This is a genomic window from Longimicrobium sp., from assembly GCF_035474595.1.
Classification (GTDB): Bacteria; Gemmatimonadota; Gemmatimonadetes; order Longimicrobiales; family Longimicrobiaceae; genus Longimicrobium.
The window spans coordinates 18,767-37,343 of the sequence record NZ_DATIND010000094.1; the positions used below are offsets into that span (position 1 = coordinate 18,767).

General features: G+C 66.6%; 19 protein-coding genes. 5 read left to right on the forward strand and 14 right to left on the reverse strand.

Annotated elements, in window-relative coordinates; genetic code table 11:
* Window positions 1–94 precede the first annotated feature (94 nt).
* From VLK66_RS17330 to VLK66_RS17340, 3 genes are all read left to right on the forward strand, one after another.
* Window positions 95–964 (forward strand): hypothetical protein, encoded by an 870-nt coding sequence (locus VLK66_RS17330; RefSeq protein ID WP_325310712.1) that lies wholly within the window; start codon window positions 95–97, stop codon window positions 962–964.
* Entirely contained in the window at window positions 961–3,279 is a 2,319-nt protein-coding gene (locus VLK66_RS17335; protein ID WP_325310713.1) for a UvrD-helicase domain-containing protein, read from the forward strand. The genes VLK66_RS17330 and VLK66_RS17335 overlap by 4 nt, the downstream gene beginning before the upstream one ends.
* A gap of 72 nt (window positions 3,280–3,351) precedes the next feature.
* Entirely contained in the window at window positions 3,352–3,477 is a 126-nt protein-coding gene (locus tag VLK66_RS17340; protein WP_325310714.1) for a hypothetical protein, read from the forward strand.
* A gap of 114 nt (window positions 3,478–3,591) precedes the next feature.
* Here the strand turns inward: VLK66_RS17340 and VLK66_RS17345 are convergent, their stop codons facing one another.
* The 10 genes from VLK66_RS17345 to VLK66_RS17390 all read right to left on the reverse strand — a co-directional run bounded on the left by VLK66_RS17345 (window position 3,592) and on the right by VLK66_RS17390 (window position 13,480).
* Window positions 3,592–4,428, reverse strand: a complete 837-nt coding sequence (locus VLK66_RS17345; protein WP_325310715.1) for a hypothetical protein — start codon at window positions 4,426–4,428, stop codon at window positions 3,592–3,594.
* A gap of 203 nt (window positions 4,429–4,631) precedes the next feature.
* Complete coding sequence (locus VLK66_RS17350) at window positions 4,632–5,573, reverse strand: GNAT family N-acetyltransferase (RefSeq protein ID WP_325310716.1); 942 nt, start codon at window positions 5,571–5,573, stop codon at window positions 4,632–4,634.
* Between the two features lie 165 nt (window positions 5,574–5,738).
* Window positions 5,739–5,945 carry a hypothetical protein gene (locus VLK66_RS17355; protein WP_325310717.1) on the reverse strand — a complete coding sequence of 69 codons (207 nt, stop codon included), beginning with the start codon at window positions 5,943–5,945 and terminating at the stop codon, window positions 5,739–5,741.
* Window positions 5,946–6,183: 238 nt separating this feature from the next.
* Window positions 6,184–7,395 carry a hypothetical protein gene (locus VLK66_RS17360; RefSeq protein ID WP_325310718.1) on the reverse strand — a complete coding sequence of 404 codons (1,212 nt, stop codon included), beginning with the start codon at window positions 7,393–7,395 and terminating at the stop codon, window positions 6,184–6,186.
* Between the two features lie 334 nt (window positions 7,396–7,729).
* Window positions 7,730–8,773: a YpdA family putative bacillithiol disulfide reductase gene (locus VLK66_RS17365; RefSeq protein ID WP_325310719.1), complete on the reverse strand. Its 1,044-nt coding sequence runs from the start codon at window positions 8,771–8,773 to the stop codon at window positions 7,730–7,732.
* Between the two features lie 139 nt (window positions 8,774–8,912).
* Window positions 8,913–10,058, reverse strand: coding sequence for a Shedu immune nuclease family protein (locus VLK66_RS17370; RefSeq protein ID WP_325310720.1), 1,146 nt, complete (start codon window positions 10,056–10,058; stop codon window positions 8,913–8,915).
* 126 nt (window positions 10,059–10,184) lie between these two features.
* On the reverse strand, window positions 10,185–11,387 hold the full coding sequence (locus VLK66_RS17375; RefSeq protein WP_325310721.1) for a PLP-dependent aspartate aminotransferase family protein: 1,203 nt from the start codon (window positions 11,385–11,387) through the stop codon (window positions 10,185–10,187).
* On the reverse strand, window positions 11,380–11,973 hold the full coding sequence (locus VLK66_RS17380; protein ID WP_325310722.1) for a hypothetical protein: 594 nt from the start codon (window positions 11,971–11,973) through the stop codon (window positions 11,380–11,382). Before VLK66_RS17380 ends, VLK66_RS17375 begins: the two co-directional genes overlap by 8 nt.
* 5 nt (window positions 11,974–11,978) lie before the next feature.
* Window positions 11,979–12,443, reverse strand: coding sequence for a peptidylprolyl isomerase (locus VLK66_RS17385; protein ID WP_325310723.1), 465 nt, complete (start codon window positions 12,441–12,443; stop codon window positions 11,979–11,981).
* An 80-nt stretch (window positions 12,444–12,523) separates the two neighbouring features.
* On the reverse strand, window positions 12,524–13,480 hold the full coding sequence (locus tag VLK66_RS17390; RefSeq protein WP_325310724.1) for an ATP-binding protein: 957 nt from the start codon (window positions 13,478–13,480) through the stop codon (window positions 12,524–12,526).
* Window positions 13,481–13,729: 249 nt separating this feature from the next.
* Between VLK66_RS17390 and VLK66_RS17395 the strand changes: the two genes are divergently transcribed.
* Entirely contained in the window at window positions 13,730–13,966 is a 237-nt protein-coding gene (locus VLK66_RS17395; protein WP_325310725.1) for a hypothetical protein, read from the forward strand.
* A gap of 55 nt (window positions 13,967–14,021) precedes the next feature.
* Here the strand turns inward: VLK66_RS17395 and VLK66_RS17400 are convergent, their stop codons facing one another.
* Window positions 14,022–14,987: a carbohydrate kinase family protein gene (locus VLK66_RS17400; RefSeq protein ID WP_325310726.1), complete on the reverse strand. Its 966-nt coding sequence runs from the start codon at window positions 14,985–14,987 to the stop codon at window positions 14,022–14,024.
* Window positions 14,988–15,311: 324 nt separating this feature from the next.
* Here VLK66_RS17400 and VLK66_RS17405 point away from each other — a divergent pair, with 324 nt between their 5' ends.
* Window positions 15,312–15,482 (forward strand): hypothetical protein, encoded by a 171-nt coding sequence (locus VLK66_RS17405; protein WP_325310727.1) that lies wholly within the window; start codon window positions 15,312–15,314, stop codon window positions 15,480–15,482.
* 350 nt (window positions 15,483–15,832) lie between these two features.
* Here the strand turns inward: VLK66_RS17405 and VLK66_RS17410 are convergent, their stop codons facing one another.
* From VLK66_RS17410 to VLK66_RS17420, 3 genes are read right to left on the reverse strand one after another with little or no spacing between them, the layout of a single operon-like run.
* On the reverse strand, window positions 15,833–16,837 hold the full coding sequence (locus tag VLK66_RS17410; RefSeq protein ID WP_325310728.1) for an ROK family protein: 1,005 nt from the start codon (window positions 16,835–16,837) through the stop codon (window positions 15,833–15,835).
* Window positions 16,834–17,700, reverse strand: coding sequence for a glycosyltransferase (locus VLK66_RS17415; protein WP_325310729.1), 867 nt, complete (start codon window positions 17,698–17,700; stop codon window positions 16,834–16,836). The genes VLK66_RS17410 and VLK66_RS17415 overlap by 4 nt, the downstream gene beginning before the upstream one ends.
* Window positions 17,700–18,374 carry an FkbM family methyltransferase gene (locus tag VLK66_RS17420; protein WP_325310730.1) on the reverse strand — a complete coding sequence of 225 codons (675 nt, stop codon included), beginning with the start codon at window positions 18,372–18,374 and terminating at the stop codon, window positions 17,700–17,702. The genes VLK66_RS17415 and VLK66_RS17420 overlap by 1 nt, the downstream gene beginning before the upstream one ends.
* Window positions 18,375–18,577 lie beyond the last annotated feature (203 nt).

Genomic DNA, 18,577 nt, shown 5'->3' on the forward strand with positions numbered 1-18,577 from the left:
AACAATCGGCTCGGGTGGCTAGCGGCAGCACGGGAACATATGATATGGTATTCTGAAGTCGCGACTCTGACACTTAAGAGACCATCTTAGGCCCATGCCGAACGTTATCGAAGCATTCTCAAACGCCCGGCTCACGCAAGGGGTGATCTTCACCTGTGCAAAAGCTGAAGGATATGAAGGGTGTGAGGTATCCGGTCTCATAATAACTGCTAGATGTGACGCGGCTCAGGACAAAACGGCGATCTACAACTATGTACCTGTTGTGCGACTTGAAGATTGGCTGCGACGGGATTTCCGGATCATCACCTGTGAGCGCGAGCAGAAAAATGTCCATGGTAATCTTCGACAGGTATTGAAGTCCGCAGGTTACACCCCAGCAATCTTGGACATCCATCGGCCGAGAGCCGTCCTCGACACCCTCTTTCCCATCGATCACCATCAGATGGCGATTCGGAAAGCACGAAAATCTTTCGAAAAATCTGTGGCTCAATTCGAGCTGCTGGAAGATGCATTGTCGTCGACGCCGGCTACGGTCGATCTCCCTAAGCTCCATCAGCAGTTCTCAGGCACTCACATGGCGGTTCTTCGGGAGTGCATTACTCAACAGCTAAGTGGGTACTATTTCTTAGAATCGATCTCGCCGAACGATAAGGATGCGGCAGGGTTCGTGGTACTATTGCGCGAGATCCACCACTTACCAAAAGAATTAGCCGGAGAAGTTCCGGGGGGGATCGATCAGAATGCCTACGAAGAGGTTTGCAATATCACTGAACTTGCGCGAGGGAAGCTCGAATTTACATCAGCTGATTTCTGTTTGCCCCTCGGACGTGTGCGATCACCCGAAATAGAACATCTCATGCAAGCTTTCGCACTTCTATTCACTCGCGTGGGAATTGCGGATCCGGATCCCACCCTTCTCGATCGATTTCCGGCCCGGTATCTCGTCACCAGGGAGCCCGCATGATTAACGTAATTGTGGTGGATGACGGCGCAGCAGCCGAAATCATTGCAGAGCGCTCTCTGCAATCGACAGAGTTCCTGCAAGGCCGTATACTCGCAGAGATGCTAAGGAGCCGCAACGCTTCATCCGAACCGTTCTCGCCGAGGGTTCGATCCGGTGTTTTCGACGACGGTTTGTTCTTCCTCGGAGAAAAGTCCCGGGGCCATTTTCTTGTCTTCGATTTGGAGAATACTCACCTCTTCCGTGAATTCACTGCATCGGATGCATTAATTGTGTTCCAGAGGGTATGTCGATTTGCTGTAAGGATATGGGATAATCTAAAACTTAGTTCAAGCGAGCGGATGATCGCTGACTCCACCAAGGCGGCAATCTTTCCTTTTCGACTTCCGAACGAGTACCGGGTTACAGTCGAGCGTAAACCCGATGAGAAACGTGGTGAGAAGCGATTCGCTGGTAATCATCTGCTTGTCTACCGAGGGGGTTACGATGAAGGGGGTGGTGCATTAGAAGTAGCGGAAATTAAAAATTTCCGTAACGCACTCCGAACAGTACAGTCAGCACGCAGCGCACTCCTTCGCACCCAAGTTGGCGGAAATCAGCCTGATGCAAATAGTGCGGCAGCACTGCGTGTGACACAGTTACAAACCGGAGAATCTGCCACATCTCTGAGCGGGCTAGGCTTTAACGAATGGCTTCCGTACCTAACCGAAGCTCAACGGGCGTTTGTCCGCCGCCCGATCTCTCGGGCAGAGCGAATCGAGGGCCCTGCTGGTACAGGAAAGACTCTTTCATTGGTCCTTCGATGCATCGGGACGTTGCTTGAAGCGCAGCGTGCGAACATCGTGCACCACAGTATTTTTGTTGCCCATAGTCAAGCGACTGAAAAAACCATTCGAGGTCTCTTTTCTGAGATCGAGCCCGCCGGAGCCGATTTCTCCTCCCGCGAGCGCGCTCACGCCGACCAATCAGTAATGATTACGACCCTTCAATCATGGTGTGCCTCGTTTTTGGGAGAGCGCCAGGTCAGTGAAAATCAATTCCTCGACCGCGATGCATTGGAGTCGAAGGAACTGCGATTAATGTACATTCTCGAGTCCTTACAAGAGGTAAAACAGACCGAGTTAGAAACCCACCGCCCTTTTCTATCGCCTGAGTTCGCGAACTTTATCGACAGGGAGGATGAATTTAATGTTGCAGAGATGATCCAGCACGAAATTTCTATCGTGATTAAGGGACGAGCTGACGAAAACTACGAGAGTTATCTCGCTCTGGCCCGGATCGACTACAACCTTCCGCTGCATTTCGATGGTGACAAAGGTTTAGTGTTTGCTGTTTTTCGTCGATATCGCGACAAGCTTGAAGCCATAGCGCAATTTGACACTGACGATGTAGTCCTCACGACGATCGGACAACTTCACACACCGATTTGGCGTCGGCGCAGATCCCGCGAGGGGTTCGACTCCATCTTTATCGATGAAACGCATCTGTTCAACTTGAATGAACTTTCAGTCTTTCACCATTTGACAAGAGAGCCTGGTACGTTCCCTATCATCTTTTCTGCCGATCGCTCACAGGCGCCAGGAGACCGCGGCCTCACGAATGCACTTTTGGACGAAACAATCGCCCCGCATTTGAACGATACGCTTGCAGTTCCAATGCGTGCTATCTTCCGCTGCTCTCCTGATATCACTGCTGTTGCCCTTTCGGTCACTGCATCAGGGGCGACGCTATTCACTACTTTTGATAACCCACTCTCGTCCGCGGCAAGCACCTTTACCGCGGCTGAAGAAAGGCTCGCATCTCCTCCCCTCTTACTGCTTTGTCCAACAGACGAGGAGATGGTTAGGGTCGCCATCGTTCGTGCCGAAAGAATGGTAGCCGAATTGGGCTGCAAAAAAGCGGAGGTTCTCGTCGCTGTTTTCGGTGAGGCACTTTTTGAACTCTCACGTAGGGAATTTGAGCGCACGAACAAACCGGTAGAGTTACTGCAACAGCGTGCCGACCTCGACGGCGTTCTTAGAGCAAAACAGCATGGACGATTTGTGCTTTCGACTGCTGATTACGTCGGTGGATTGGAGTTTCAGGGCGCGATTCTTCTTGGCGTCGATGAAGGCCGGGTTCCTCCTACGAAGCTCTCCAGAACGGCAGATAGCAGGCACTTTCAAGACTTCCGGTCGCACAATCGGCTGTACGTCGCGATCACTCGTGCCAAGTATAGATTAGAATTCTTGGCATTAGCCGCAGAAGGTCCGAGCCCGATATTGAAAGACGCCATTCGTCACCGCTTGGTCTCGGTGATACAATCTGACGAACGTTGATCCGCTCTGGCGGCCCGACAGCGGAGCCTCTACTTTTCGATAATCAATCACCTGAACCGGACCGACACCTCGATGTTCAAGCTCTTCTGGCACGCCGGCGTCTTCGCGATCGTCACCTTCCTCGTGTACCTCGTCTGCATGGCGTTCGTGCGGATGGAGGACCGGCGCGAGGCGGCCCGGCAGCGGCGCAACTCCTGAGCGCACGCCCGGAGCGGCGCAGATGGAAATACGATCCGGCGCCCGATTGCGAGCGCCGGATCGCTGGCATCCATGAGCCGGCGCCCGCGACAAACGCGGGCGCCGGTTCGCGTTTCACCGCCGCCGCGGCGTGTAGTTGAACGTCGTCTTGCGGTCGCCGGCGATGGCGCGCTGGTCCTTCATCAGGAAGCCGGCGCGGCGCGCGCCTGCGGCGCTCAGGTCGGGGACGAGGCGCGCGGGCGGGGGGACGAGCACGCCGACCTGGATGTACCTCCCGCGGCAGATCTCCACCCAGTGCCCCAGGCTGAAGCGCACGGCCACGCGCCCGCCCTCCAGGTGGTGCAGCGCGAACTCGGCGGGGAACTCGCCGAAGCCGTAGGTGCACTCGTCGCCCGGCGGCTGCACCTCCACCCGCTTCAGCGCCTCCGTCATCGCCGCCGGCGAGGCGGAGGCGCGCACGTGCGCCGAATCCATCGCCTGCCGCACGAGGGCGTCGCCGGCCAGCGCGCGCAGCACCTCGCGCTCGGGCACCAGGTCGGTGATGCGCGCCGGGTGCGGATGGGCGGCGGTGCCGCGCGCCAGGTCGTACGCCACGAAGCGCGTCCACATGATGGGGTGCACGCCGCCGCAGTCGCAGTAGGTCGCCTCCTCCAGGCTCACGATCGAGCCCACCACCGACAGCAGCCGCACCGTCCGCTCGTACTCCTTCACCGTCGCTTCCTCGTCGCTGACGTCCTCCATCTCCGCCCACTCCGCGTCGGCGATCCGGCGCGCGGAAAAGACGAGCGCGCCGTCGCTGGCCCGCCGCGCGGTGATGTCGCGGTCCGTCCACGCCACGTCGAATCCGCCCGAGCGCCCGCGCCAGATCGTCCGCTGCGCGGTAGAGCGGGACGCGGCCAGGGACAGCAACGGCAACAGCAGCAGGGAGATGCGGATCATCTTCGCGAGCATGCGCGTCATCGGGAGATGGGGATGGAGAAGGAGATGGAGATGTCGATCATCTTCGCGGATGGGGATGGAGCCTTCGCAGGCCAGACCCACCGGCGGCTGAAGCCGCAGCAACAACCACGGGAAGCCTCGCAAACTGCGCGAGGCTGTTCGGCTCGGGAGCAGTCGCCCGCTCGATCGGCTCGGTTTCCGGACGCGAGTTGATGTCATTCGCGGGCGATACGGAGGATCACGCGCGGGCCCTCGCCGGAGGCGGCGAGGACGCGGTTGGCCTCCGCGACGAGCTCCGGCGGCGAGTCGATGAAGCCCGCGCCGCGCATCAGCGCGATGGACGCGCGGTTCGTCTCCAGCACGTCGACGAAGATCTCGCGCGCGCCGCGGCGATGCGCTTCCGCGATCACCTCGCGCACCAGCTCGCGCCCCAGCCCCAGCCGCCGCGCGGAGGGATCGACCGCGAGCGCGCGCAGCCACACGCCGGGCAGGTCCGTCCCCTCCGCCCGATACTCGTCCACGAAGACGAAGCCGCGCACGCCACCCCGTGCGTCGAACGCGGCCACGGCGGCGCCCGCCGTCGCCCAGCGCGTACGCGCCTGCGTGACGATGTACGGGCGCATCCGCGGCAGGTTCCCGGCGCAGAATGCGTCCAGCGCGTCCGCGTCTTCCGGGCGGACGGGGCGGACGTGCACCGGCCCCACGCGCCGCCCGCGGATCCGCCGCCCCGCCGCGGACGTCCTGGCGAGCCGCGCCGCCGGGCCGAGCACCATCCGCGCGGCCGCCGCGGCGCGCTGCATCGCCCACGCGGCCGCCCGCCACCCCGCGCCGAAGCCCAGCGTGCGCCCGCCGCGCCGGATCGCCGCGACGCGGCCGTGCACCTCGCCGGGCGCGTCGTCCACCCGCCCGCGCGGCGTCCCCACCCGCAGCGGCAGCGTGGCGGCGACGACGCGCACCGCCCACGCGCCGTCGCGGCGGACGAGCGCCAGGTCGCCCCGTTGCAGATCATCCACCGCGCAGCGCGCCACGCCGATCTGGTCGCCGGGGCGCAGGAGCGGTGAGAAGGTGCGGCCGTTCACCGGCAGCCACACGAGCGCATCCCCATCCGCGGCGTTGAGCCGGGCCAGGATGTCGTCGGCGGACGGTGCGTCGGTCACGGAGGATGCGGCGGGGCGGGAACGGCGCGGCGTGGACGGCATCCAATCTACCGACGCCCGCGATACCCACAAAGGCGGCTGAAATCGCGGTCGAACGCAGGAGCGTGCAGGGGCGCCCCATCCGGAGCGCCCCCTTGCTTCATCCGGCCGCGATCGTGCCGTGCCTCAGCAGTTGTTGTCCCACGAGATCGGCTGGGGGTTGCAGTACGGCGGCGCGGGGCACGAGTAGCAGGAGTCCTGGAGGCCCGTGTGGCACTGGTCGCCGCTCTGGTAGGTGTAGGTGTGGGCGTGCACGGTCCCCCCGCGGCCGTTCGCCCCCGCGTCGAACGAGTGCACCGCGATCTGGTCGAGGTTCAGCTTCAGCTTCTTCACGTGGGCCTCCTTGGAGCGGGAGAGACGGGCCGCGACGTTGCGGTGCGTCTATCCTACCATCGTCCGGCTTCTTTCGACAATAGCGGATCAGCGGAAACATTGTCCGCAATCGCGGGGCGGGGAGGCTTCTGCGACACGCCGGCATTCCTGGAACGAGGAGCGCCCGCCGGGGGTCCGGCGGGCGCTGGCTGTCCGTTCTACCGTCACGGGCGCGCGGCGAATCGCGATCCTGCCGCGATCACCGGTGCGACTGGTGGTCGTGCGCGTGCGCGTGATCCATCCCGCCCGTCCCGGCCATCGCATCGGCCTGCGCGGCGGGCCTGGCGGCGGCGCCGTGGCTCATCCCCGGCATCGCGCCGTGGTCGTGGCCCGAGGCAGGCGGAGCGGCGCCCTGCATCCGCATGTGCATGTGGCCGCCCTGGTTGCCGGTGTGCACCAGGTGCCAGTCCAGCTTCAGCTCGGGGTTGTTCGGGTCCACGCCCGGCCACCGCGCCCCGCCCTCGGGGACGATCGCGCCGCCCAGCGCGCCCATCGCGCCGCCGGGGATGGTCTGGCCGGTGGGGTTGTCGTACTCGGCCGTGATCCGGTACACGTGGTCCGCCCGCACCGGAATGCCGAGCTGCCACACGAAGTACGACGCCGGCATCCCCACCACCTCGCCCTCGCCGTCCACCTGCGGGCGCCCGTTCCAGATCACCTTTCCCGCGGTGACGTCCTCCAGGCGCAGCGCGGTGCCGTACTGGTGCAGGTGCCCGCTCACGCCCAGGATGCGCCCCGCCACCGCCGGCCGCGCCTCCCAGCTGCGGCGGCTGCGCCCCGGCGGCAGGTCCCACGAATGCAGGCTGGCCGGCGGCATCACGTCCATGTAGAAGGGGAACACCGACACCGGCTTCAGCACCGCGCTCCCCGGCGTGTAGCCGAAGTGCAGGCGCAGCTTCACGCCGCGGTAGGCGGTGGGCGTGGGGTTGTGCATCATCACCGTGACGATGAGCTCCTGCCCGCTGCGGACGCGGTAGCCCAGCATCCGCGGGAGCGCCACCGGCGCCGTCTCCTGCCCGGCGGCGGCCATGCGCAGCATGATGGGGCTGAACAGCTCGCGCTGCCCGGGCACGATCACGTTCACGTGGTGCAGCGTGCGCCGCGGAACGGGGCGTCCGTCTGCGTCCACCATCTCCACGCGGTAGCCGTGCAGCCAGCCATCCACGGGGAGGGCGGCGTGGTACGCGGGAAGCTGCCGGTGGCCGCCGTTGGCGGGGAGGTCGACGGGGCCGACCTCCAGCACCAGGTCCCGGTGCTCGGCGTCCACGCCCACGCGCAGCCCGGGCGCGTTCGCGGCCGGCGCGGCCATCATGGCCGGCGCGGCGGCGGGCGCCTGGGCGCGCATGAGGAAAGCGGTCGAAGAAAGCACGGCCAGCGTAGCCAGGCCGGTCAGCGCGATGCTCGCTCGCATGGGTGAGAACGGTGTGGCGGTGGTGGATGGATCGCGTGCTTGGGGCGGAGGAGAATTGCAGCAGGCCGTGTTCCGACAAGGTAGCGCGACCGCACACTCCGGCGGAAGTGCTACCACATCGCTTCCGGCACCGGCGGCTGAAGCCGCAGCAACAACCACGGAAAACCTGACAAACTGCGTCAGGCTTCGACTGCAACTGCCAGCGAGAAGGATCTCGGCGCGATGCCATCCCCATCGCCCGGATACCGCCGAGCAGTCCCGCAGGGACTTTGTGCCCTTGTTGCCCGCCAATTCATTGGCGGGGAGAGGGGTGGCCGGGCCGCGCCCGGCAGGCTCAGGTCGCCACGGCCAGCGACCTGGCCTTCTTCACCGTCTCCGGGTCCGGCTCGCGGCCCAGGATGGCGTCGGCGATCAGCGGCCCGTGGAACTTGCCGTTCTCGATGAAGATCTTGTTCGCGTCGTACCCCGCCGCCACCACGCCCGCGATGTACACGCCCGGCACGTCCGTCAGCATCGTGTTGCGGTCGTGCGCGGGGATGCCGGTCTGCGCGTCGATGCTCACGCCCAGCTCGCGCAGCAGGCCGGGGTCGGGCACGTACCCCGTCATCGCCAGCACCCAGTCGTTGGGGATCGTGCGCACCCGGCCGGTGTCCAGGCTCTCCACGTCCACCTCGCGCGGGCGGATGGCCACCACGCGGTGGCGCCAGAGCGCGGGGATGGAGCCCTCGGTGATGCGGTTCTCGATGTCGGGGCGCACCCACGGCTTCACCCCGCGGTCCAGCCCCTCGAACAGGTGCACCATCGTCACCCGCGCGCCCTCGCGCCAGGTGGTGAGCGCCGCGTCGGCCGCGCTGTTCCCCGCGCCGATCACGATCACGTCCTGGTCGAAGTAGATGAAGGGCTCGGTGAAGTAGTGCACCACCTTGGGCAGCTCTCCGCCGGGCACGTCCAGCCGCCGCGGCGTGTCGAAGTAGCCGGTGGCGATCACGATGTTGCGGGCGCGGTACTGCGCATCGTCCACCTCGCGGATGCGGGTGCGCACCACGAACTCGCCGCCCGCCCGCTCGATGCCGGTGACGCCCTCGTACTGGTGCACGTTCAGCCCGAAGTACTGCACCAGCTTGCGATAGTAGCGCAGCCCCTCGCGGCGGGTGGGCTTGTCTCCGGAGGTGGTGAACGGAATGTTGGCGATCTCCAGCTTTTCCGGACCGCTGAAGAAGGTGGTGTAGGTCGGATAGCGGTACATCGACCAGGTCACCGGCCCCTGGTCGAAGATCACGCAGGAGAGCCCGCGCTCCTTGGCCGCCACGCCCACGGCCAGCCCGCACGGCCCCGCCCCCACCACCGCGATGTCGAAAACCTGCTGCTCCGCCATCATGCCCCGTCTGCTCTGGATACAGCGCGTCCCGCCGGCACCGCGCCGTCGGGACGTGACAGAATAACCCGTGCGTCAATCGCAGGCCAACAGTATGCAGGGAACACCAGACCTTGTAATACGCGTCAGGACGGAGACAGCCTTAGAACGGTAGATCATCCTCCGGCTCAACACGATCCAATCGCTTCTCTTCAGTAAGGAGTAGGTGCCGAGCACGCTGTAACAGTTCGTCGAAAGTGATAACTTCCGGGTTCACGAGGTTTCGCCGAAATAATTCGAACGAGGTGCGTTTCGTGATCGTGTCGAGTTGACGAGTGTGACCGATGATCAAAATACCTTTAGGCATTACCGTGTAGCTATGAGTCGTCTCAAGACGCCCCCGATTTTCTTCGTTCGTGGCGCCGTAGATTTCCCACGTGCGACAATTGGACTGAAGTTGTGCAACTCCGCCAGCCAGTTCTCTACCGATCAGATGAACCTTATTTCGATACGGCTGATTTCCCACCAATGTACTATCAGGTGTTTTGATCTCAACAAGTACCGTGAAGCGAATTTCCGCTTCCGTCGCAGCAAGGAAATCCCCCTGCTGACCTCCTGTACCTGTTACGAGAGTACCTCCGTAATGCGGCTGAGTTTCAACAGGTGATAAAAAGCGATAAGAAAGACCGTAACCGAAAATCCAAGTATTGTTTTCGAAAAAATTCTGCCACTCGCTTTCTGACCAATCGCCTGCAGTAAGGTGCACCTCGAACTCGACAACTGCTTGTTCTCGTATCTCGTGAAGTTTTGCAAGCGCAACTGCGCGGAATAGGTTTGGATTTAAATCACTCAACAGTTCCCAAAGCTGGTCGCCGGCACTTCCATGCAATTCTTCTAGGATCTCCCTCGCTGGGCCCTTCACAATGAGCGCCTCATCCTCGTCAGCGACAACTAGTCGCCGCTTCCCGCGTGGGACACCATCTTCCCCTAGTCTATAAAGCCGCTCAAGCTCGCGGTACAGGTCCAACGTCTCGGCCGAATCCAACTGTATCCGAACCTCTTGTCCCGCCTTTAACTGAGTCAGATTAAATGCATCAACGTCGTGCCACGGCGAGGAACTTGAATGTCGCCTCTGATGCAGAATACAGGCTTTTACTCGCGCCTCGTTGTTCTTGGGATTGTCGATGATTTCCACGCGAAGAATTCGTCGAGTCCTCGCAGTGTCTTGATTCTCTGGTAGGTGAAGCCAAATGTCCTCAACTCTGGCCGTTCGCGACGACGTGCTCTCAACACGGTACGAGTGCGACATCGGGCTCCATCCAATTAGAGATCTGTATCCTGCGATGCCATTTACACCAGCGCAAAACTCACTACCGTCATCATGGATTCCGAGTGAACCCGAACGACAGCTTTGATGAGTTACCGGTGCTCGGCTTTAATCCGCCGCCACCCCCGTGCGCTCCTCCGCCCCCGCACCCGCCGCGACCACCGCCAGCGCCTGCTCCAGGTCGGCAATGATGTCGGCGGCGTCCTCGATGCCGAGGGAGACGCGGATGAAGCCGTCGCGGATGCCGTTGGCCTCGCGCTGGGCGGGCGTCATGGCCGCGTGGCTGGTGTAGCGCGGCTCGCTCATCAGCGTCTCCACGCCGCCCAGAGACGGGGCCAGCTTCGCCAGCTTCAGCGCGCGCACGAACTTCGCGGCCGCCGGCCCGCCGCCCGCGATCTCCAGTCCGATCATCCCCCCGAAGCCGTGCAGCACGCGCCGCGCGGTCTCGTGGTCGGGGTGCGACACGAGTCCCGGGTAGTGCACCCGCGCGATCCCGGGGTGCGTCTCGGCCCACGCGGCCACCGCCAGCCCGTTCGCGTTGTGGCGCTCCATCCTGAGCGCCAGCGTCTTCATCCCCCGCTCCAGCAGCCACACGGCGTGCGGATCCAGCGCCGGGCCCCACACCTTCGCGCGGTCGCGCACCGCCTTCACCCGCGCGCGGCTCCCGGCGATCACGCCCGCGGTCACGTCGCTGTGGCCGCCCAGGTACTTGGTGGCGCTGTGCATCACCAGGTCCACGCCGTGCTCCAGCGGCCGGCAGTTCAGCGGCGACGCGAAGGTGGAATCGACGATCACCGTCGCCCCGCGCGCGTGCGACTCGTGCGCCAGCGCGGCCAGGTCCATCACCCGCAGCAGCGGGTTCGACGGGCTCTCGCCCATCACCAGCTTCGTGTTCGGGCGGAAGGCGTCCGTCCACCCGGGCTGGAACATGTCCACGAATGTCGCCGTGATCCCCAGCCGCGGCAGCTCCGTCTCCAGCAGCGCGCGCGTGCCGCCGTAGATGGCCTCGGTCGCCACGATGTGGTCGCCCGCCTGGACCACGGAAAGGACCGCGCACGCCATCGCCGCCATCCCGCTGGCCAGGATGACGGCGTCCTCCGCGCCCTCCAGCGCGGCGACGCGCTCCTCGGCCAGCACGTGGTTGGGCGCGTTGCCGTAGCGCTGGTACAGGACCGGCCCCTCGCCGTCGGGCGCGTTGTAGAACGTGGTCGACAGGACGATGGGGTTCACCACCGGCGCGTTCAGGTCGCGCGCGCCCTCGCCGGCGTGCACCGCGCGGGTGGACGGGCCGGTGCGGTCGGAGTCACTCATCGAGCAGCAGGGAGAGAGGGGTCACGGTGCCGTCGGCGTTGGGCGTCACCACGCGCTGGCTGACGAGGGTGGCCATCACCGCGTCGACCACCTCGCGCGGCAGCCCCACGTCGTCGGCCACCTGGGCGGCGCCGGCGCGGCCGCGGCGCACCAGCGCGTCCCACGCGGCCCGGTGCAGCGGGTTGGCGGCGCCCATCAGCTTCACCACGCCCTCCTCGTCGCGCGCCACCAGCAGAAGCGAGTGCCGCTCGAGCACCGCCTCGATGGCGTCCTCGTGGTGCTCCTGCATCCCCACCAGCACGAAGAACGCCTCGGAGGGCCGGTCGTCGCCCACGAAGCGCAGGAGGAGCCGGGCCACGATCTCGTCGGCGCACGAGTAGTCCAGCACGCGCACCTGCGAGAAGTCCAGGACGGACAGGCAGGGCGTGGCGGCCGGGCCCTCCATCTCCGCGATCTGGCTTTCCACGCCGGTGCGGATGGCGCGGCCGGTGGGCCGCGTCACCAGGTTGCTGAACAGCGAGGTCACCGAGCGGCGCTGCACGGCCATGAGGCGAAAAGGGGCGCGGGTGACGAAGGCGGCGTGCACCGGGCTCAGGCGTCGGCGACGGTCACCCGGTCCATGCGGTCGCCCCGCGCCAGCTGGTGCACCACGTCCAGCCCCTGCGTCACCTTGCCGAACACGGTGTGCACCCCGTTCAGGTGCCGGGTGTTGGCCTCGCTCAGCACGATGAAGAACTGGCTCCCGCCGGTGTCCTTCCCCGCGTGCGCCATCGACAGCGACCCGTCCTCGTGGCGATGGGGATTGCCCTGCGTCTCGCACTTGATCTTCCACCCCGGCCCGCCGGTGCCGACCGTGGGGTGGTTCAGCCCCTTCTCCTTCGTGATGGGGTCGCCGCCCTGCACCACGAAGTCGGGGATCACGCGGTGGAAGATGATGCCGTCGTAGAAGCCGCTCTGGGCCAGCTTCTCGAAGTTGGCCACCGTTCCCGGCGCCGCGTCGTCGTACAGCTCGGCGGTGAAGGTGCCCTTGTTGGTCTCGAAGGTCGCGGTCTTCATGTCTTTCCTCGGAAAAGAAGTACGAAAGTTACGAGAAGTACGGGAGTACGATTGGGGATGCGGTGCGTCCCCGCGCGCCCTCAGCCCGGGGGCGGGCGGCGCGGCGGGGCGGCGGCGCGGGTGGCCGGTGCCGGCGCGGCGGGCGGCGGCGCGGGCGCGGCCTCGCGCGCGGGGAGGATGATCTCGATCTGCGCGCCGGGGAAGTACGGGAGGTCCTTCGCCAGCGGGAGCGCGTCGTCCCACTCGGGCACGTCGGCGATGCGGCTGGTGCCGGAGCGGATGGAGATCTTGCCGCCCCACTTGCCCACGCGCTTGCGGATCTGCTTCAATCCCTGCCCGCGCCCCGGCTCGCGGAAGCGGGTGACGCCGTGGATGAACGCCGCCTCGAGCGCCGTGGCGTCGCCCCAGCGGTCACCGAAGCGGGCGGCGTGCTCGCGCTCCAGCGAGCCCTTGAAGCCCACCCCCAGGTCCATCACCGCGATCACCGCCACGCGCCGGTCGATCCCCTTCCACCGCCGGTAGGTCTGGATCCCCACCCAGCCGGGCGCGGCGGCGTGCTCGATGATGTTCTGCGACACCTCGGAGAGGAGGACGCTGAAGCCGATGGCGTCCACCTTCGAGTGGCCCAGCTGCTCGGTCAGCAGCGCGCTCACCCGCCCCTCGTTCAGTTCGTTGACCACCGCGTGCACGTCGTCGGCGGAGTTGATGACGGTGATGGGCAGCAGCGCGCCGGACTCGGGGTTGCGGCCGCGCGGCGGCGCCATCTCGAAGGCGATGGCCGCGGCGGAGAGGAAGCCCATCCCCCCGAAGTAGCGCACCACCTCGGGAGATTGGGGGAGGTCCAGCATCGGCCGGCCGCCCGTTTCGCCGATGTAGGTGCCGATCGCCAGCAGCCCCAGCATGCCGTACGGATCGGCGAAGCGCACGTGGCGCGCGTCGAAGAGCAGCTTCTCGTCGCCCGCGTCGGCCGCCTCGGCGAGAAGCCCCTCGAAGGCCTCGCCGTTCAGCGTCTGGGGGACCGTCACCACGCGCGTCACGGGCGCGCGCCTCCGTTCATCGGCATGGGGGCAAACTACTCCGCCGGGCGGGAATCGGAAAGTGTTCGGTGTGGAAGGACGGTGCGAACCCCAGTGCGTTACGAACCTTCGTCCGCGCGGGACAGCATCCACGGGACCCCGAGATCCTCTCGCTTTGTCTCATGCTGTCGTAGTTCGCGGGACAGCGGCGTTAATGTAGCGATCGGGCCGCCGGCTCGATCTGGCCAACCTACCCCATCGGAGGCCCGCATGAAGAAGCTCTCGCTCAAGATCGAGGATCTCAGCGTCGAAACCTTCGCGGTGAAGGAGAAGTCCCGCGGTGGCGTGGAAAGCCGGGCGGAAACGCTTCCCTATTGCGGCGGCAGCGAGGTCAACTGCAACTCGCTGGACTACGCGACGCAGTGCGACTGCTCGGCCGGACCGCACTGCACGCTTCCGTGCGTGGAGTACAGCCAGGCCACCGACTGGCAGGCCTGCTGCGGCTGACGCGGCGATCCACAGCGAAACCGGCCGCCGGAGATTCCGGCGGCCGGTTTTCTTTTCACCCCTCCGCGTCCCATGCGCCGCGGCGCGCCGTCAGATGCTCGTACAATCCGCTGCCGCCGCGGTGCTCCAGCTTCGCGGCGGCGACGGCGTTCGCGCGGCGGACGGCACGCTCCACGTCCAGTCCCCCGAGGAGGCCGCAGAACAGCGATGCGCCCCAGACGTCGCCGCAGCCGGTGGGGTCGCCGCCGGGCGCGTGCGGAACGGCGGGCACCTGGCCGTGGGCGACCGTCGATGGCGACTCGCCGGGCTGCAGCAGACCGCGACGCGCCATGTACCGCGCGCCGTCGCTCCCCTGCGTCACGAACACGGCGCGCGGCCCGAGGCAATACACACCTTCCAGCGCCTCCGGCGCGTCAGGGCGGGTGTCGGTGAGCAGCTCGAACTCCTCCGCGTTCATCTGCACCACATCGAACGAGCCCAGCCACTCGGCCGGGCGCGGCAGGCGGCGCGGCTCGCGGGGGCCGCCGGGGAGCGGCGGGCCGAGGAAGAGCGAGTGCAGGTCGGCGTAGACGGGATGCGGGAAGTGGCGGAGCATCTTCGCCGCCGCGAGATCCAGCTCCCAGCCGGAGAGGAAGTTCACGTAGAGCGCGTCGAGCCCGTCCAGGTGCGGCGCCAGCTCATCCCACGTCCACCCCGGCACGCCGCCGCTCATCTTTTCCCCGCGGCTGGCGGCGTCGGTGTAGACCAGCTCCACGCGGTTGTTGGGCTGGGGGACGGAGACGACCGCGTCGCGCGTGACGATGCCGCCCAGCGTGTCGAGGAGTTCGTGCGCGCGCCCGAGCAGGTCCGCGCCGACGTGGGCGATGGGGACGATCTCCCACCCCTCCGGCCGCATGGCCGCCGCGGACGCGAGCGAGAACGACATCCCGCCCCACGTCTCCAGCGGCCGCCCCGCCGCCTGGTCGGCCAGCGTCCACACTGTGTCCCAAACGAACGTGCCGAGGATGCCGAGGCGCTTCACTGGATAGTGCGGAAGTGCGTGAGTGCGGGAGTGCGTTGGGTTCGGTGCTGCACGAACTCCGGTGTGGACCGGCGCGGTTCCTGTTCCAGGGGCGGCTGAAGCCGCAGCAACAACCACGGAAAGCCTGACAAACTGCGCCAGGCTTCAACCGCGAGCCAACACCGGATCACCACCAGAATCGTCCACCGGGCCCGGCGCTACGCTCCGAACACGCCGTCGCACCCTCTCGCGGCGTGATTGTTGCGCCGGTAAAGGACGTCACGGCATACGGGCTTACCGGGCGCAGGCCGCTGACATTCACCGCACTTCACACGGAGGCGCATCATGCGGACGTCCAAATTGAAGCTGGAAGAGGTCGAGGTCGAGTCGTTCGAGCTCGGCGAGGGAGAGGACGCGAGCGGAACGGTGCGGGCGAACGAGCTCGTCTCCCAGGAGGGAACCTGCCCGGGGCAGACGGCCGCCTGCACCGCGTGCCGGCCGCTGTACTGCAACTGAGCCGGGCGGCAGGCGGATCGGGAAGTCGACCGCCGCTCGTACCGGAGCGGGCCTGATCGCGAGCCCGGGGAACCACGCCGGAGGGGCGGATCCCCGGGCTCGCGACCGGAATTCAACTCGAAGGCCCCCCGGAGAAGGGCGATTGAAATCGCGGCAACAACGGCCCGAAGTCCGCCTTCGCGGACTCCCCGCCTCGGCATCTCCGCTCGATTCGAGCCGGCAGAACTCCTCCGGTTCCCTTCCCCGCCCCCGATGCCGAGCCGAACAGCCTCGCGCAGTTTGCGAGGCTTCCCGTAGTTGTTGCCGCGGCTTCAGCCGCCTTCCGCACTCCCGCACTCCCGCACTTCCGTTCAGACGTGCCCGTAGTTCTCCTTCTTGAACACCGCCGCGGCGCCGACCACGCCGGCGGTGCCGGGGAGCTGGCCCGAGACGATGCGGCAGCATTCCTGCGCGCTGCGGAAGGCGCGGCGGCGCACCTCGGCGCGCAGCGGCTCGAACAGGTGCTCGCCCGCGCGGGTCACGCCGCCCGCGATCACCACCATCTCCGGGTTCAGGATGTTGATGATGCTGGCGATCCCCGCGCCCAGGAACTTGGCCGTGTCCTTCATCACCTCGTTGGCGTACGGATCGCCCTCCACCACCGCCTCGTACACCGTGGCGGCGGTGATGTCGTCCAGCCTGCCATCCACCATGTCCACCAGCAGCGAGGGCGCGCCCGCCTCCAGCCCCTCGATGGCGCGCGTGGCGATGGCCGGGCCGCTGGCGTACTGCTCCAGGCACCCGTAGTTGCCGCACTTGCAGCGCCGCCCGTTGCTGTCGATGGTCATGTGCCCGATCTCGCCGGCCACGTCGCTGCAGCCGTGGTAGATCTCGCCGTTCAGCACGATCCCGCCGCCGATCCCCGTCCCCAGCGTGAGGCCGACCAGCGTCTGCGTTCCGCGCCCGGCGCCGGTCCACCACTCGCCGTAGGTGGCGCAGTTGGCGTCGTTGTCCAGCGTGCAGGGCAGGTGCAGCGCGTTGGCCATCAGGTCGCGCAGCGGAAAGTTGCGCCACCCCAGGTTGGGCGTGTTGATCACCGTTCCCGTCTTGCGGTCCAGCGGCCCGGGCGAGCCGATCCCCACGCCGGCCACGGCGTCGCGGGTGGTGCCGTGCCCGGAGGTCACGGACTCGATCGCCTCCTCGACCATGGCCACCATGCGGTCCACCACGAACTTGGCGCCGCGGGTGGCGTCGGTGGGGTGCGTGCGCAGCCCCATCACCTCGCCGCCCTCGATGGGGATCAGGCCGACGACGATGTTGGTGCCGCCCAGGTCCACGCCCACGATCCAGCGCTTCTCGGCGGTGCCGGGGGTCATACGCTCTCCTGGTATGCGGGTTCGCCGTTCAGGCGAAGGGTGGGGTCGGGCGCCAGCTCGGCCAGCCCGCGCCGTGCGCGGTGCTCGCCGCCGGCGCGCAAGCGGGCCAGGAGCTCGCGGTTGCGGCGCAGCATCTGGGGGTCGCGGTACGGGCGCTCGTGGTGCAGGTGCAGGCAGACGGCCCGGTGGCGCGCCTGCACGCCGCGCACCCCGGCGTTCCGGAGACGGTAGCCCAGCGCCTTGTCCAGCCCGCCGTACCCCATCTCCCCCTCGAAGCCGTTCACCCGCTCCAGCGCCTCACGCCACACCGAGGCGTTGTTGCCGTGGAACTCGGTGCTGGTCGGCGTCAGCGCGTCGAAGATGCGGCCGATGCGCCGCGAGCCGGTGAGCCGCAGCGCCCGCCGCCCCGGCCGCCATCCCTGCGCGCGCAGCCAGGCGAGATCGGAGACGCGCCCGCTCGTCACGTCGTCCACGGTGATGCGGTCGCTCACCGCGGCGGGAAGCTTCAGGTAGCCGCCGGCGATGAATCGCCCCGGCGCCGCCAGCGCCCGGTGCGTCGCCACCAGGTCGCGGCGGGGGATGCAGTCGCCGTCGCTGAAGACGAGGTAGTCCCCCGCCGCCGCGGCGATGGCGCGGTTCAGGATCTCCGTCTTCCGGAAGCCCCGGTCCTCGTGCCAGACGTGGAGGAGGTCGAGATTCGCCTCCCCCCGCATCCGATCCACCAGCGCCGCCGTCTCCGCCCCCGAGCCGTCGTCGGCGACGACGAGCTGGAAGGCGCGGTCGGTCTGGACGGCGTATCCCCAGAGGACGCGCTCCAGGTCCCGCGGGCGGTTGTAGGTGGAAAGGACGACGGAGATACGCATCACCCCTTGGGGCCGGGCGTGCAGAGGAGCTCGGACGCGCTCTCCACCGAATCGCCGACAATGGGCTCCAGCGTGTAGCCGCGCGCCCGCAGCCACTCCACGCAGCGGCGGTGCGGCTCCGGCCCGTGGGTGGAGAGAAAGATGACCGGCCGCGCGGCTGCGACCGTCTCCGCGAATCCGTCCAGCACCGCCCCCTCGGCCCCTTCGACGTCGATCTTCACCGCGTCGGGACGGATCCCTCGCTGGCGGCAGAAGTCGTCCAGGCGCAGCGTGCGCACCTCGATCTCCCCCTCCGCGGCCAGGTGCCCGGTACCGCTCCCGGTGCCGAAGTCGAAGCGCGCGGTGCCCTCCTCGTCGCTCACCGCGGCCTGCTCCACGTGCACGTGGCGGAGCGCGTTCACGCGCACGTGCTCGCGCAGGAAGCGGGCGTTGGCCGGGTTCGGCTCAAAGGCCCACACCGCGCCGCCGGGGCCCACCAGGACGCCCGAGAGCAGGGTGTAGTACCCCACGTGCGCGCCCACGTCCAGCACGGTGCCGCCGCGGCGGACGTGCTGCAGGAAAAGGCGGGTCTGCTCGGGCTCGTAGGTGCCCAGCAGGATGCGGAGGACCTTGCCGCGGCTGGCCGGCAGCCACCGGCGCCCCCGCAGCGGCCCCGCGAAGATCGGCAGTCGCAACGCTCTCGTTCGGTCGTGGGATGGATGGGGCGCGGCCGCCACCGGCATCCGCGCGACCGACATTCTAACGCCCGGCGGCCCGATCCTCCAAACCGCAGGGGACAGGGGGACAGGGGAACGGAGAAGATTCCATCGCCCTGCCCGGAAACGAAGCTTGCCCGCAGCGGGAGATGGTCCCGATGCGGGCAAGCATGCGGAGCGGA

Bases quoted from the DNA above. Each gene is read 5' to 3' on its own strand.
- VLK66_RS17330 (WP_325310712.1), top strand. From the start codon at position 95: ATGCCGAACGTTATCGAAGCATTCTCAAACGCCCGGCTCACGCAAGGG.
- VLK66_RS17335 (WP_325310713.1), top strand. From the start codon at position 961: ATGATTAACGTAATTGTGGTGGATGACGGCGCAGCAGCCGAAATCATT.
- VLK66_RS17340 (WP_325310714.1), top strand. From the start codon at position 3,352: ATGTTCAAGCTCTTCTGGCACGCCGGCGTCTTCGCGATCGTCACCTTC.
- VLK66_RS17345 (WP_325310715.1), bottom strand. From the start codon at position 4,428: ATGCTCGCGAAGATGATCCGCATCTCCCTGCTGCTGTTGCCGTTGCTG.
- VLK66_RS17360 (WP_325310718.1), bottom strand. From the start codon at position 7,395: ATGCGAGCGAGCATCGCGCTGACCGGCCTGGCTACGCTGGCCGTGCTT.
- VLK66_RS17365 (WP_325310719.1), bottom strand. From the start codon at position 8,773: ATGATGGCGGAGCAGCAGGTTTTCGACATCGCGGTGGTGGGGGCGGGG.
- VLK66_RS17370 (WP_325310720.1), bottom strand. From the start codon at position 10,058: ATGTCGCACTCGTACCGTGTTGAGAGCACGTCGTCGCGAACGGCCAGA.
- VLK66_RS17375 (WP_325310721.1), bottom strand. From the start codon at position 11,387: ATGAGTGACTCCGACCGCACCGGCCCGTCCACCCGCGCGGTGCACGCC.
- VLK66_RS17385 (WP_325310723.1), bottom strand. From the start codon at position 12,443: ATGAAGACCGCGACCTTCGAGACCAACAAGGGCACCTTCACCGCCGAG.
- VLK66_RS17395 (WP_325310725.1), top strand. From the start codon at position 13,730: ATGAAGAAGCTCTCGCTCAAGATCGAGGATCTCAGCGTCGAAACCTTC.
- VLK66_RS17405 (WP_325310727.1), top strand. From the start codon at position 15,312: ATGCGGACGTCCAAATTGAAGCTGGAAGAGGTCGAGGTCGAGTCGTTC.
- VLK66_RS17410 (WP_325310728.1), bottom strand. From the start codon at position 16,837: ATGACCCCCGGCACCGCCGAGAAGCGCTGGATCGTGGGCGTGGACCTG.
- VLK66_RS17415 (WP_325310729.1), bottom strand. From the start codon at position 17,700: ATGCGTATCTCCGTCGTCCTTTCCACCTACAACCGCCCGCGGGACCTG.